The following is a 13,237-nucleotide window of genomic DNA, read 5'->3' on the forward strand; positions in this document are numbered from 1 at the left end:
CAAACGCCGCTTCCTACTCCGCCTGCTCCATCTCCTGGGTTTGGACACGTTCGAGGTTGCCGTACTCATCGATCCGATACATAAATCCTTCGGACGGCAGTTCGCTGTCGTCCAGGAACGCCGCCTTGCGCGCGCGTTCCACAATCTGTACCAGAGAACGATAGTCAGCCCACACCGTTTGGTAGTCGCGCTGCAGCTGGTCGTGCGCTTGCTTCAATTCATCCAGTGCTGCCTGTGCCGTTTCATACTTTTCACGCCATTCATTGCACTGCCGCTCCGCGGCACGCCAGCGGGATGCCCACTGCTGCGCCGTATTCTTTTCCTGGCGCAGAAAGCGAAGCACTTGTGCCCACGTCATCAAGGTCGCCGTTGGATGGTCGTAATCGCCGCCTTCCATCTGCGCCTGCACCTTCGCGGACTTTCGTTCCTTGCGCTCTTCCTTGGCAATCTCGATTTCTGCACGGTGCTGCTTGCGGACACAGGCGTTCCACCGAAACCCGCAGGCAGCGGCCGTGCGGCCCAATCGCCTGCTGGCTTCGTTAAATCCGGCGAGCTGCGTGCTGCCGTCCCGAATATGGTTCAACACCACCTCCGCCAACACAGCGTCATCTTCCGTGGTCCACGCGTCCTGCCGCATGGTGCGCAAATTTTGTTTCATCGTTGCTGGCCTCCTGAATGCTACCACAATCCGTTTTTCCGGGCCCGCCCATGAGGGCAAATTTCTTCCAACCCGCGTTATCACGAAACTATCATTTGTTATGCCCAACCCTAAAAGGGTTTAAACATGACAAATCACCCGAGGCTGTGCAGCCTCGGGTGATTTGTGAAACACTCTGACAGCAGATGGCACAGACCATGCAGCGTTATGCCATCGGTGCACGGCGAAAGCGGGTGCCGAGCTTCCGCCACCCCTTGCGCCGATAAATCGCAGGGTCCCCGGCGCCCAGGAATGCAGCCGCTGCTCTGCGGCTGACATCTTCTTGCCGATCCCGCTGCAAAATTCGCCACAGCGCAAAGCCTGCCGCCAGCCAACGTCCGCGCATGAGCCCGCGCCAGAGGGTATATGCAACCGCCAGTGCCTTCATCACACGAATTGTCAAGCGAATCCAGCGCATTTTACCACCCCCGTCTAGTCTGTGCCAGAACGGGTCACACTAGTCAGCTACGTTCGGCGGTGGAAGGTCTTCATCTCCGTGCGCTCGACCGCCCCTTGCACGAGTGCGTCAATGTCAAGGCCCTGTTCTCCGCGAACCGCCTCTTCCACCTTCGGTTTCGTCCGCGGGCTTTTCGGAACAAAAATGGTACAGCAATCCTCATACGGCAAAATCGACGTCTCGTAGGTGCCAATGTCCCGCGCGCGGCGAATGATGTCCACCTTGTCCTCCGCAATGAGCGGACGCAGAATCGGCAGCCGCGTCACATCGTTGATGGTGCGCATACTGTCCAGGGTCTGGCTGGCCACCTGGCCCAGGCTTTCTCCCGTCACCAGTGCAGCGAGGTCTCGCCTGGACGCGATTTGCTCCGCGATGCGCAGCATCATGCGCCGCATAATGGTGATGGTCAACGGTTCCGGGCAGAACTTTCGAATCGCCGTCTGTACGTCGGTGAAATGCACGACGTGCAAATGGACGCGGCCGCCCCAGTCCGCCAAAATCTGCGCCAGGTCTTCCACCTTCTGCAAGGCGCGTTCACTGGTGAACGGGAAACTGTGAAAGTGGATGGCCTCGACCTCCACGCCGCGCTTCATGGCAAGCCAGCCTGCGACCGGACTGTCGATGCCGCCCGACAACAAAAGTCCGACCTTGCCGCTCGACCCGACCGGCAGGCCGCCGAGTCCCGGGTATTTGACCGCATACAGGTAGGCACCCTCTTCGCGAATCTCCACATACACGGTGAAGTCCGGCGCGTGCACGTCCACCCGCAGGCCTGGAAACGCCGCCAACAGGCCGCCGCCAAGTTCTGCAGCTAATTCCGGCGACTTCATCGGAAATCGCTTGTTGGCCCGCTTCACTTCCACCTTGAAAGTGAGTTCACCGCTCGGGCGCCCGGCAGCCTCGATGGCCTCGCGCGCTGTCTCGACCGCCGCTTCTCGCACTGCATCCAGGTTGACATCCGCCTTCACCACCGGGCTGATGGAAATAATGCCAAACACCTTCTGGACAGTGGGAATGACTTCCTCGGGCGGCGCGCCGTTCAGCTCGATGACAATCCGTCCGCCAATCCGTTCGACGTGGACAGACGGCCACGGACTCATGCGCCGCCGAATATTGCGGACCAGCGTCTTTTCGAACTCACTGCGGTTGTTCCCTTTGAGACTGATTTCCCCATATCGAACAATCAACTGATTCATCAACTTTGACCCTCCGTCCGGCTACACAAGCGACCGCAGCCAGCTCACCTGTTTGTTGACAATGTCGATGGCCATCGCCACATCTTCCTCAGTGGTCCACCAGCCCATCGAAAATCGCAGGGTGCCAGTCACTTCCGCCTTGGAACGGCCCATGGCCTTCAGGACGTGGCTGTCCGTCGCATGTCCACCTTTGCTCGAACATGCCGATCCCGTCGACACATACAGCCCCTCCTCCTCCAGCGCGTGCACCAGCACTTCGCCCCGCAGGCCTGGAAACGATGCGCTCACAATGTACGGAGAGGCAGCCGCAGGGCGCTGCAGTGTGCAGCCAGCCACCGCTTCCAACCCTTTGCACAGCTGCTCCGACAAGGCACAAACGCGCTTCCAGCGTTCATCCTGCGCGGCGTCCGCCCGCTCGGCGGCCGTCCCCATCGCCACAATGCCAAGGACATTTTCCGTCCCGGAGCGAAGGCCAAACTCCTGCCCGCCGCCGTACAGCACGGGTTCGATGGACAGCCCTTCCCGGATATACAATGCGCCGATCCCCTTGGGGGCGCCCACTTTATGGCCTGAAACCGAGTACAAATCGGCATAGCTCTGCTTTGCACAGTGTTTGATCTTTCCGAAGGCCTGAATCCCGTCCACATGAAACAGGGTCTTCTTGCGGGTCGACAGCGCCTCGCCGACCGTCTCCACAGGCAGCATCGCGCCCGTCTCATTGTTTACGTGCATCATGGTGACCAGCACGGTGTCATCCCGCACCGCACCAAGAACGTCTTGTGCGCGAATGTCCCCCTGCGGCGTCGGCGCCACGTAGGTCACCGTCCAGCCTTCGTTCTCCAGCGCGCGGCAGGTTTCGAGCACGGAAGGGTGCTCAATCTGGGTGGTCACAAGATGGCGACCGCGATCGCGGTACCGCAGCGCCACACCGCGAATCGCCAGGTTGTTGGCTTCTGTGCCGCCGCCGGTGAAGACCACGCGGCCACCCCGCCCGCGAACGCCCAAGCACTGCATGACGGCGTCCCGCGCGGCGCCGATGGCCCGTTCCGCTTCCACCCCTTTGCGGTGCAGAGAAGAGGGGTTCCCATACAAAGAAAACGCCGCCTCGATGGCCGACTGAACCTCTGGCAGCAACGGCGTGGTGGCCGCTGCATCGAAATACAATTCCATCGGGATCAACTCCTGTCCCTATCCTACACGAATGCGCGGACAAACGAAAAGGGCGCTCCCCAGAGCGCCCCGCCTGTCGGTCGAACCACGGCTTCTTCTGTGCTTGTTCATGCTGTTTTCCGATGCGGCGCACGCGCCGTCGGCCCGTTCTCGTCAGGCCCGTTCGAGGACCGCGGTGCGGGCGTTAACCCGGTTGGGCTGGCCGACCAGTCGGGCGAGATCGACCATCCGGCACGAGTAGCCCCACTCATTGTCGTACCAGGACAACACCTTGACCGTCGTGCCGTTGATGACCATCGTCGTCAGCGCATCGACGACGGAAGAACGGGAGTCTCCGTTGAAATCCACCGACACCAGCGGCTCTTCCGTGTAGCCCAGGATGCCGGCCAATTCCCCGTCCGCCGCAGATTTCAGCGCCGCGTTCACCTGCTCGACGGTCACAGGAACGCGCAGTTGCGCCACCAGGTCCACCACCGACACGTTCGGCGTCGGTACCCGCAGGGAGATGCCGTTCAGCCGCCCCGCAAGCTCGGGAATGACGAGGCCAATGGCCTTGGCAGCACCCGTGCTGGTCGGAATGATGGACTCCGCGGACGCGCGCGCGCGGCGCAGGTCTTTGTGCGGATTGTCCAGGTTTCGCTGGTCATTGGTATAAGAATGAACCGTGGTCATCAGTCCGTTTTCAATCCCGAATTCCGTGTGCAGAACCTTGACAACAGGCGCAAGGCAGTTCGTGGTGCACGAGGCCCCGGAGATAATATGATGGTCCTCGTATCGGTACGCGTCGTGGTTGACCCCCATCACGACGGTCAAGTCGGCATCTTCCGCTGTCTTGGCCGGCGCGGTGATAATCACCTTCGAAGCGCCCTGTTCCAGGTGGATCCCGGCCGATTCACGCGTCCGAAACTTTCCCGTCGATTCGATGACCACATCGACGCCTAATTCGCCCCACGGAAGCTCGGACGGGTCACGTGTCGCAAACAGCCGCGTAAATTGGCTGCCGCAGTACCAGCCGTTCTCCACCAGTTGAATGGGGGTATCAAACCGTCCATGAATTGAATCGTACTTCAACAAGTGGGCGAGCGCAGATGGTTCTGCCGTCCCATTCACTGCGACGACTTCAATGTCATCCAGTTCCATCGCCCGTCTGTACACCATTCTCCCAATTCGTCCAAATCCGTTGATTGCCATTCGAATGGTCATATCCTGTCAAACGCCCCTTTGCGCACGTTTGCCGTTCGCCCTTTTATCTTACACAAATAAAACCGATTGTTCCATACCATTTACTCAGCCGCAGTAAATAGTATGTCACAAATCGGTGAAAAGTGAGGACAAACGCATCGTGCCGCGGGCGAAAAACGTCCCAATGAAATGACACCAGCGGATGACAGCGTCGGATGACCCATCAAATCACTGCATCGTCATCCAGAATCGAACGCCGAGCACGAGAAACAACACCCCTGCAATTAGACACCCGATTGCCAGTCGTCGCAGCACCACACTCGCCTCACTCTGCTCGCTCGCATTCCAGGACCTGAAACCGTTCGCCCATACCGCCCGGAAAAATGAGCTGTTTCAACTGCCCTGCCATCGGCACCGTACGCAGCCGGGCCGCTTCACCCTGCGCCGCCTGCTGCCACTGCTCGAAGGCCTCCAAAATGCCATGTTGGATGAGGAAACTCCCTTGCGGGGTGAGGCCGCGTACATGAAGACCCGCGGCACGCGCGCTCGCGCAGACATGGTCCCAATGCACGTCCGCGGTGATGTCCTGCGCTCCGGGGGCAGCCAGCGCATCGACCAGCATGTGCCTGGCGTACGCACGCACGGTCCCCTCCGGTCGCAGTCCCGCAGCCCACTCTTCCTGCGTGATTCCGTAGTCAAAAAACAGCGCTTTCAGCGGCGGTCCCAACTGACCGACGGCGCGAAAGAAATCCGCATAATCCGGACAAACTTCTCCGATGGCTCCAACAGGGATGGGCAGCCACCGCGCCGCAAGCCGTGCAACCTCCGGCGGCGCTTGCCGCCAGCGGACGACAAATGAACCATCTTCCTGGTTCACAACCATGGCCTGCAGCCAGCCATCCTGCGAACGCTTGACGCGTTCGATTGGAAACGCATCCAGCACCTCGTTGCCAATCACCACCGTCGGCAAGGCGCGCAAGGGTTCGCCCCAACGAACGTGACGAGCCGCCAGCCCTTCCTCCAGTCCTTCGTGACGACACAGGACGCGCTGCTGCTCGCTTCGCAATCGCTCAGAGCGTTCGACAATGCTGTATGTCAGGTGGACGTCCGGCGGCAATGCACGAAGCACGGCCGTCAGCAGCTGGGCGGCCAGCTCGCCCTGTCCTGCCCCAAACTCCACAATCTGAACGGCTTCCGGGCGCTCCCATTCATCGTAACAGGCACACACATACTTTGCGATCACGGCGGCGAAGAGCGGCGACTGCGCGGCAGTGTAAAAATCTCCCGCCGCGCCGCCAATGTGCACCGCCTCCGTGTAGTAACCGCCCGGGCCGTACAACGCCAGCTCCATGAAGCGCCGGAAGGTCAGTCCTCCCGGCTGCCGAGCAGCGTCACGGAGTGCCCGCTCCAGCTCGGACGTCATTTTGCGCCGGGTACGATGATGTCGTCAATCAGCCCGTAGGCGCGCGCTTCTTCGGCAGACATGAAGCGGTCGCGATCGGTATCCTGCTCGACCCGCTCCAGCGGCTGCCCGCTCCGCTCGCTGAGAATCTGGTTCAGGCGCTGACGGGTCTTGATGATGTGTTCAGCGTGGATCGCGATGTCCGACGCTTGTCCGCGCGCCCCCCCCAGCGGCTGGTGAATCATGATTTCCGCGTTCGGCAGCGCGAACCGCTTGCCCTTGGCGCCGGCGGTCAACAACACCGCCCCCATGCTCGCGGCCAAACCGACACAAATCGTTGAAACAGCCGGCTTAATGTGCTGCATGGTATCGTAAATCGCGAGTCCGGCACTGACCGACCCGCCTGGGCTGTTGATGTACATTTGGATGTCCCGGTTCGGGTCATCGGCAGCCAAGAACAAGAGCTGTGCCACCACGGCGTTGGCAACCTCGTTGTCAATCGCAGTCCCGAGAAAGATAATCCTGTCTTTCAGCAGCCGGGAGTAAATATCGTAACTACGTTCACCGCGCGTCGTTTGCTCAATGACAATCGGCACCAGGCTCATCAAAATTCCTCCTTCTCTTTCATCCCACGAAGCCAGCGCTTCGTTCATTCAACTTCTCGGCCATAGTATGCCGCAATCATTCATTTTAGTCAAGGATAGTCAAAGTCAAACATAGGTTTGTCCATTTCGGACATACTACTTCACCGAGGTGACAATGTATGCAGCCCAACATCGGCAGAATTGAGCGGTATGTTCGAATGACGACTGGTCTTCTCGCGCTGGCCGGGAGCGCCCAAATTCGGCGCGCGCCCGTGGCCCGGGCCCTGATGATGTCCTTCGGTGCGATGAAAGTGGCCGAAGCTGTCACTGGATGGTGCCCCATCGCGCAGCTCACGGAATCTGTCTTGGCGCCCAAAGGTTCTGATGCGCAGCCACGCGCGAACGACGCACAGGAGAAGGAAGACCCAAAGGACACACACGCAAAGTGCGACGCAAAAGAACTGGGTACGCACACGCACGACGGACGCGTCCATCGCCCCACACAGAAAACGGTTGAACGAGAGGCATTTGAACAGCAAGCATCTGAACAGCAAGCACCTGAACAGCCCGTGCAATAAAAAAGGGGGCCTGACAGCCCCCTGTTTACATCGCGTGCGTTACATCGCGTGCGTTACATCGCGTGCGTTACATCGCGTGCGTTACATCGCGTGCGTTACATCGCGTGCGCGTCCTGGCGGAATCGAACGCCGAATTTCCCCCGGCGCGTTTGATACACCTGGACTTCATTGGGCGCCTGGGTACCGCGGATCCGCTCGTCGGCTTCCACCCACATTACGGCACAGTAAGCCTCGAACTTGGAGTCGTACAAACCGGCAAAGTACACCCATTTGTCCATGTCCCCGCCTCCCTGGGCTGTAGTATGCCGCAAGAGAGACGCCTTCTAGTCCGGCAAACTTTGGTCCGGCGCGCGAGCCGCGCCGATTGGCAGCGGCGCCCGCTGGCGTGCGTTGGTGACCATCGACCGCCTCGCGTGGAGGCGCCGTGCAGAACAACTCAAGCGTACACCCGGTCCCCGCCAAGCGGAATGACGTTTTCCGGCCCCACCGCGTGCCGGGCAATCATCATGGACTCCCAGTTGCGGCCGTGGTACGAAGCGACCAGCCGCTCCAGGATTTTCACGTGGTAACCTGCGTCAAGGAGTGAAAACATCGTCGCCAGCACCGCCAGTTCAGCGTCCACACCGGCAATATGCACTTCCTCAATGCCGCGTTCTTCCAGCACTTTGCGCGTATCTTCGGTGTACGCTGAATAGGTGCTCTTTTCAACAACCACAGCCTTTGGATGGGACAGCAGCAAAGTGTTTTGGCCTTGCAGCTCCTCATAGACCCACCGTGTGAGGATGATGGCATCGTACTCGTCTCCATGCCGATTCAGGAAGCGTTGACACAGCGGCGCAACATAGTCCAGAGTATTCCGTAAAAAATCTTCCTGGACATCCAGGCAAATGATGGCTTTTTTCACCGTGTTTTCACATCCTTTACAGGGTCCATGGACCTTTGTATCCACTCGCAGTATACCATGAAACGGACGACCACCAAAGCAGGGAATTCGGTTCGAATCTTATGATACCCAGGGATTCGCCGCTTCTCTCCACCCAGGAAATTTGATATGATATGGAGTAACAATTACCTTGACATATCCTGACCAACGAATCCAATGAAGCAGCGAGAAGGGGCCCTGGAACAACAGCCGCATGTTGGCTCTTTCCACGACACTTGGCACTGGGAGGGATAATCCATGATTGCGAAAGAAGATATCCTGTCACTGAAAGCCAAAATCCTGCCTGCCGGGGCCGATCAAATCCTGGATTATTTGGTCGCTCGACATCAACAGGTGGAATTGACACATATTGTCCTTGAAAACGTACCGCTGCTCATCATCGGACGGCATGGCATGATCGCACGCATTCCTGTGAACGGGGTGCTGCAAAAGGTCAGCCAGCCGGCCGGAATTTTGGAACTGCTTCACGCGTTCTTTCAAAAGCAGGAAACGTTGTACCTGTTCATCAATCTGCCGGACATTCCCGTCCCGTCGGAAGTCACGCAGGTACTTCAGGAAGTACAGGCTCGCGCACTCCGCAAGGAGGAGCTTCGTCGGCTGATTGACCGCGCTTTGGACGAACGGGATGAGGCGTTGTTCTATCAGGCCTCCGAGGAGTGGCGCAAGCTGACGTCCAGTGACAACTGACAGCCGCCCAGTCCCGCCCCTGGCGGCGGGACTGGCGTCTGCCGCTTCGGCACATGTCGGAAAGGATGAAACGATGCAAAGCGATGCCATTTTGTACGACGATACGGAACAGACCTCGACGCGGTTTGTGGGATACACCGGAGACCACAGTCGATTCGATGTCGCCATCACAACCACCGACCACTTTTACGGTAAGAAACTGGTGTTTGTGATTCAAAGCGGCCGGACGGCGATTATGAACGACGACGACGCTGCCAACCTCGCGTATGTGATGGACATTTTCAACATTCAGGACGAAGCGGAAGGCGCGGAGTTGTCCGAGTTTTTGCAAGCAAACCTCTGAAGCCCCCGTTCCCGGAAGCGGGGTGCCTTCAGAGGCAGTCGGGTGCCATCCGTTGACAAGCCGAGTACAATCAGCTCCATTCAACCGTTCAAAGCGTTCAACTGTCCCGCTGGGACACATGGAGCTCGTTGTGCTGCTCCACAAAGATCTGCGCGACTTCCTGATACTCATCCTCATCCAGCACTTCCAGTGACAAATCGGGCGCTTCTCCCTCAATGCGAAACAGCACGACATTCGGCTCTTCGCTTTCCGTTTCGCGTTCATAATAGGCACCATACCTGCGGCTGCCTGCGACAAAGTAACTCCCGAGTGCGTACCGCTTCGCTTCCCCAGACTCCTCCTGCACTTGAATCAAAAAAATGTTTTCAATGGTATCGAGCACCGTATTCGTGAATCGCTCTCCCGGGTAATCCAGGACCAGTTCTCCGTCCTTCTGGTCCACGATGAGAAACAGAAATTTCGCATTGTCACGCTCCCACGACAACATCAGCAAATGCGCATTTTCGTATAAGAACGCGTATTGTTCCGCTTTCGGAAAAGCCAAGGTCGGCTGCACCCACGCCATCAAAACAACCTCCATTCCCAACGTTCGGCCCTGTGCGTACTGCAGGCGCAGAGACCGGACACGGCTTGCAAAATAAAACAGCAGGTGCACCAAGCCCCTGCTGCCACCACGTCATGTCAAGCGCGCTTAGGACTCTGTGTCATTCAGTTCCTTCGCCAGCGCACGGTCAAAATTCTCTTTCGTTTCCGATGCGCAAATATGTAAGAAGAACAGCAAGCCAATTGCGGCAACCGCCATGCCAATCAGACCGTTGGTCAGCAAGGTGCGCTCCCCCTCTTCACACGTATCGCCTATAGTATAGCTTAAAAATCGTTTCGCGGAAGGTCAAGCGCTTCGGAATATTCCAGCGCCTCTTTATGGTATAATCATGGCAAGTGTACACTCGCTTGGGTGTACGGTGTTGGACAAGTGAGCGCACGGAAAGGAGTCTCCATTCCACCATGAAAAAAACGATGACGATTCGTTACATCCTGTTTGGTGTCCTGTTTGCCCTCGTGATTGCAGGGCTCGTCTCCCATTCCTACCCCGTGCTGATTGGCTGTGTGGTGGCCGCTGTGATTTTGGGCGTCATCGGAGACAAAATCGAAAGCGCGCCGACGGAGCCGTTTCGGAAATACAACGAAAAGCATCACCGGCACCACCATCATACCAAAGCGTAAGGCACCGTTAGGAGGCATCCATGGTCGATCGCAATGAACTCTGGGCCGAAGCGGAAGAACTGGCGGACCTCATCATTCAGTCCCCGGAAATCATACAGTTCAAGGAATGCGAACTCGCCCTCAAGGAGGTGCCTGAAGCCCAGGTCATGATGGCCCAGCTTCGGGAGCTGCAGGAGCAGATTGCCGAATTTCAGGCACGGCGGGTTCCTTTCGAACATTACAAGCACATGATGCACGACATGGAATCGCTTCTTGAAAAATTGGAGAATATACCGGAAGTCCGGAAGTTCCAGGCCGCGCAGTCAGCGGTCAACGACCTCTTGCAGGCGGTCACCAACCAACTCGCAAAAGCCGTCTTGGAGCGGGTGACGGGCGAAGTTTCCGGCTGCTCCTCCGGGGATTGTTGATTGGTTGTTGAATTTTTGATGTCATCGAAGCGTGGAACACTTTGACTTCCGCCCGGTGAAATGCTATCCTGTTCGAGTTATTTTTCCCAACGGGGAAAGGAAGGTAAGACATGACGGACGAACACAACCACGATCATGACCATGATCACGACCATGAGTTTTCGGATGAGGAAGTCATTGTGCTGGAAGATGAGGATGGAACAGAGCACAGCTTCGTTCTCGGCGAAGTGTTGACGGTCGACGAGAAGGATTACGCAGTGTTGCTGCCAATCGACGAAGACCTGGAAGAGGGCGTGATCTTCCGGATTGACGGCGAAGACGGCAACGAAATGGTGCTCGCCGACATCGAAAGCGACGAAGAATGGCAGAAAGTTGTAGACGCCTATAACGAAATGCTGGACGAGGAAGACGACGAAGAGGAAGACTAAAACCTTCCTTCCGGCATACGCCATACCGACACAAAACAGGGGCTGTCTCAATGGCACTTACCATGCCTTTTGAGACAGCCCCCGTCTCTGCGCTGGATCGTCGTTCGGATGAACCACGGTCCAGCGAAACGACGGTTCAGTCCGGGTTGGCCGCATTAGACCGATTGCAGGTGCTTCCTGCCCGAGTACAGAACCAGGACCCCCAGCAAGACACCCGCTGTACCGATGTAATACGGAAAGTAGGGGCTCACCCAAATCGCCATTTTTCCAGCCAGCCAAGGCGCAATGGCGGACCCAATAAAACGGACAAAGCTGTACGCGGCAGACGCGGTCGGCCGTTCTACAGGTGCCGCCTGCATCACGGCGGTCGTCACCAATGTGTTGTTGATGCCGAGGAATCCCCCGCAAATAATGACACACACGATGGTCACCCACTCGTGTGAACCGAAGATCCCAATGACCAGCAAGTCCAACGCAAACAGCGAAAGCACCACGTATGTTGTGCGAAGGGTACCAAACCTGGCTTGCAAGCGCGGCGCCACAAACACGGAGGTGATGGCGAGGAACACACCCCAGCCAAAGAATGTGTAGCCCAATCCGTGTGTCGTCAATTTCGGCAGAATGTACGGCGTCCACGCTAGCAGCGTAAAGAAGCCGAAGTTGTACAACAGTGCCATGATGCCCATCGTCAACAAGCCCGGATAGCGCAGGGCGCGAATTGGGTCGGCTACAGAAACACGATTGGCCGGCTTCGGTACGCCTCTGAGCAGCACCAGCACGCCAAAAAACGCAATGGTCATCAGGCAGGCCACACCGTAAAACGGTCCCCGCCAACTGATTCCGCCGAGCACACCGCCCAGCAGCGGACCCACGGAGATGCCAAGGCCCAAGGCCGCTTCATAGAGAATGACCGAGCCGGCTGTTCCGCCGCGTGCGACGGACACAATGGCCGCAAGCGCGGTTGCGATGAAGAGTGCGTTCCCCAGTCCCCACCCGGCGCGGAAGCCAACAATTTGGCTAATGGAAGAAGAATGACCGGCCAAAAACGAAAAGAGCACAATCAAGACAAGTCCGCATAACAATGTCAACTTGGAACCAATCCGGCTGGAAATCACGCCCGTAATGAGCATCGCCACGGCCATGACCGCGTTGTAACTGGTGAACAACAGCTCCACCTGCGGTTTGGACGCGTGCAGTTGTTTGCCGATCTCAGGCAGAATCGGGTCCACAAGCCCCAATCCCATAAACGCGATCACGCACGCAAACGACACCGCCCAGACGGCCATCGGCTGCTTCCAAAGTTTTTCACCTGTAGCTGCGTGTGCATGCACCGACGAAGTTGCTGGTTGCAAACCGTTCTCACCCTCTCCACGCAAATATAATTGTATTATGCAACTAAATTGCCAACGTATATTATACCCTCGCCCGGCTGTAGGCGCAATGCGAAAGTCAGTCCACAAACGTTCGATTGAAACGTGCCAGCAGCTCGCCGAACGTCCGCCGTTCTTCGTCCGTCCATCCTTCCAGCAGCCGCGCGTACCGCTCAAACCGGGCACGTCGGGTCTCCTCCAACTGTTTTCGCCCAGTTTCCGTAATGCGAAAATGACTGGCCCGGCCGTCCCGCGGGTCGGGAATCCGTTCGGCCAGGTTTTTACTCACCAGGGCCGCTGCTTGGCGACTGACCGTCGAGATATCCAGGCCAAATTCTTCCGCGAGTGCCTTGACCCCAAGCGGGCCATGCGCATCGAGTTGTCGAAGCAGTAAATATGCCGACCGGTCGAGCACGCCGAGCCTGCGGTTCGTCGTCAACGACGTGGCACGCCGCACCAAAATAGCAACTTCGCTTTCGATGAAACCAATGAGTTGTGGATCGTGATCCATCGACCTCGTACCCTTCCACCGCCAGTGCTTTGCTCCCATCGTACTGCAAAAGGCGAGG

At 57.8% G+C, this 13,237-nt stretch carries 19 protein-coding genes; 6 read left to right on the forward strand and 13 right to left on the reverse strand.

Annotated elements, in window-relative coordinates:
* Positions 1–13: 13 nt before the first annotated feature.
* The 7 genes from JI721_RS01165 to clpP all read right to left on the reverse strand — a co-directional run bounded on the left by JI721_RS01165 (position 14) and on the right by clpP (position 6,709).
* On the reverse strand, positions 14–658 hold the full coding sequence (locus JI721_RS01165) for an RsfA family transcriptional regulator (protein WP_274456260.1): 645 nt from the start codon (positions 656–658) through the stop codon (positions 14–16).
* A 205-nt stretch (positions 659–863) separates the two neighbouring features.
* The gene (locus JI721_RS01170; protein ID WP_274456261.1) at positions 864–1,115 is read right to left on the reverse strand and encodes a hypothetical protein; all 252 of its coding nucleotides are present in this window, start codon (positions 1,113–1,115) and stop codon (positions 864–866) included.
* 47 nt (positions 1,116–1,162) lie between these two features.
* Positions 1,163–2,350: a tRNA uracil 4-sulfurtransferase ThiI gene (gene thiI / locus JI721_RS01175; RefSeq protein ID WP_274456262.1), complete on the reverse strand. Its 1,188-nt coding sequence runs from the start codon at positions 2,348–2,350 to the stop codon at positions 1,163–1,165.
* A gap of 21 nt (positions 2,351–2,371) precedes the next feature.
* Entirely contained in the window at positions 2,372–3,520 is a 1,149-nt protein-coding gene (locus tag JI721_RS01180; protein WP_274456263.1) for a cysteine desulfurase family protein, read from the reverse strand.
* Positions 3,521–3,673: 153 nt separating this feature from the next.
* A complete protein-coding gene (gene gap / locus JI721_RS01185; protein ID WP_274456264.1) occupies positions 3,674–4,723 on the reverse strand; it encodes a type I glyceraldehyde-3-phosphate dehydrogenase in 1,050 nt (349 codons plus the stop codon).
* A gap of 304 nt (positions 4,724–5,027) precedes the next feature.
* On the reverse strand, positions 5,028–6,125 hold the full coding sequence (locus JI721_RS01190) for a class I SAM-dependent methyltransferase (RefSeq protein WP_274456265.1): 1,098 nt from the start codon (positions 6,123–6,125) through the stop codon (positions 5,028–5,030).
* Positions 6,122–6,709: an ATP-dependent Clp endopeptidase proteolytic subunit ClpP gene (clpP, locus tag JI721_RS01195; RefSeq protein WP_274456266.1), complete on the reverse strand. Its 588-nt coding sequence runs from the start codon at positions 6,707–6,709 to the stop codon at positions 6,122–6,124. The genes JI721_RS01190 and clpP overlap by 4 nt, the downstream gene beginning before the upstream one ends.
* 197 nt (positions 6,710–6,906) lie before the next feature.
* On the opposite strand from clpP, the gene JI721_RS01200 reads away from it, so the two are divergent.
* Positions 6,907–7,266, forward strand: coding sequence for a YgaP family membrane protein (locus JI721_RS01200; RefSeq protein ID WP_274456267.1), 360 nt, complete (start codon positions 6,907–6,909; stop codon positions 7,264–7,266).
* A 95-nt stretch (positions 7,267–7,361) separates the two neighbouring features.
* Here the strand turns inward: JI721_RS01200 and JI721_RS01205 are convergent, their stop codons facing one another.
* Together JI721_RS01205 and JI721_RS01210 are read right to left on the reverse strand one after the other, a co-directional pair.
* On the reverse strand, positions 7,362–7,544 hold the full coding sequence (locus JI721_RS01205; RefSeq protein ID WP_274456268.1) for a hypothetical protein: 183 nt from the start codon (positions 7,542–7,544) through the stop codon (positions 7,362–7,364).
* Positions 7,545–7,702: 158 nt separating this feature from the next.
* A complete protein-coding gene (locus tag JI721_RS01210; protein WP_274456269.1) occupies positions 7,703–8,170 on the reverse strand; it encodes an isochorismatase family protein in 468 nt (155 codons plus the stop codon).
* Positions 8,171–8,446: 276 nt separating this feature from the next.
* On the opposite strand from JI721_RS01210, the gene JI721_RS01215 reads away from it, so the two are divergent.
* Both JI721_RS01215 and JI721_RS01220 read left to right on the forward strand, forming a co-directional pair.
* A complete protein-coding gene (locus tag JI721_RS01215; RefSeq protein WP_274456270.1) occupies positions 8,447–8,896 on the forward strand; it encodes an IDEAL domain-containing protein in 450 nt (149 codons plus the stop codon).
* The gene (locus tag JI721_RS01220) at positions 8,886–9,239 is read left to right on the forward strand and encodes a DUF3055 domain-containing protein (protein ID WP_322790936.1); all 354 of its coding nucleotides are present in this window, start codon (positions 8,886–8,888) and stop codon (positions 9,237–9,239) included. The genes JI721_RS01215 and JI721_RS01220 overlap by 11 nt, the downstream gene beginning before the upstream one ends.
* Before the next feature lie 97 nt (positions 9,240–9,336).
* Here JI721_RS01220 and JI721_RS01225 read toward each other — a convergent pair whose 3' ends face one another.
* Both JI721_RS01225 and JI721_RS01230 read right to left on the reverse strand, forming a co-directional pair.
* Complete coding sequence (locus JI721_RS01225) at positions 9,337–9,804, reverse strand: DUF1292 domain-containing protein (protein WP_274456271.1); 468 nt, start codon at positions 9,802–9,804, stop codon at positions 9,337–9,339.
* 126 nt (positions 9,805–9,930) lie between these two features.
* Positions 9,931–10,065, reverse strand: a complete 135-nt coding sequence (locus JI721_RS01230; protein ID WP_274456272.1) for a hypothetical protein — start codon at positions 10,063–10,065, stop codon at positions 9,931–9,933.
* A 179-nt stretch (positions 10,066–10,244) separates the two neighbouring features.
* On the opposite strand from JI721_RS01230, the gene JI721_RS01235 reads away from it, so the two are divergent.
* From JI721_RS01235 to JI721_RS01245, 3 genes are all read left to right on the forward strand, one after another.
* A complete protein-coding gene (locus tag JI721_RS01235; RefSeq protein WP_274456273.1) occupies positions 10,245–10,463 on the forward strand; it encodes a hypothetical protein in 219 nt (72 codons plus the stop codon).
* Positions 10,464–10,483: 20 nt separating this feature from the next.
* Positions 10,484–10,870 (forward strand): YlbF/YmcA family competence regulator, encoded by a 387-nt coding sequence (locus tag JI721_RS01240; protein WP_274456274.1) that lies wholly within the window; start codon positions 10,484–10,486, stop codon positions 10,868–10,870.
* Positions 10,871–10,980: 110 nt separating this feature from the next.
* Positions 10,981–11,298: a DUF1292 domain-containing protein gene (locus JI721_RS01245; protein ID WP_274456275.1), complete on the forward strand. Its 318-nt coding sequence runs from the start codon at positions 10,981–10,983 to the stop codon at positions 11,296–11,298.
* Between the two features lie 155 nt (positions 11,299–11,453).
* Here JI721_RS01245 and JI721_RS01250 read toward each other — a convergent pair whose 3' ends face one another.
* Positions 11,454–12,584, reverse strand: a complete 1,131-nt coding sequence (locus tag JI721_RS01250; RefSeq protein ID WP_274457595.1) for an MFS transporter — start codon at positions 12,582–12,584, stop codon at positions 11,454–11,456.
* Positions 12,585–12,747: 163 nt separating this feature from the next.
* Positions 12,748–13,179, reverse strand: a complete 432-nt coding sequence (locus JI721_RS01255) for a MarR family winged helix-turn-helix transcriptional regulator (RefSeq protein ID WP_274456276.1) — start codon at positions 13,177–13,179, stop codon at positions 12,748–12,750.
* Positions 13,180–13,237 lie beyond the last annotated feature (58 nt).

It is taken from the genome of Alicyclobacillus cycloheptanicus, assembly GCF_028751525.1.
Taxonomy (GTDB): Bacteria; Bacillota; Bacilli; order Alicyclobacillales; family Alicyclobacillaceae; genus Alicyclobacillus_L; species Alicyclobacillus_L cycloheptanicus.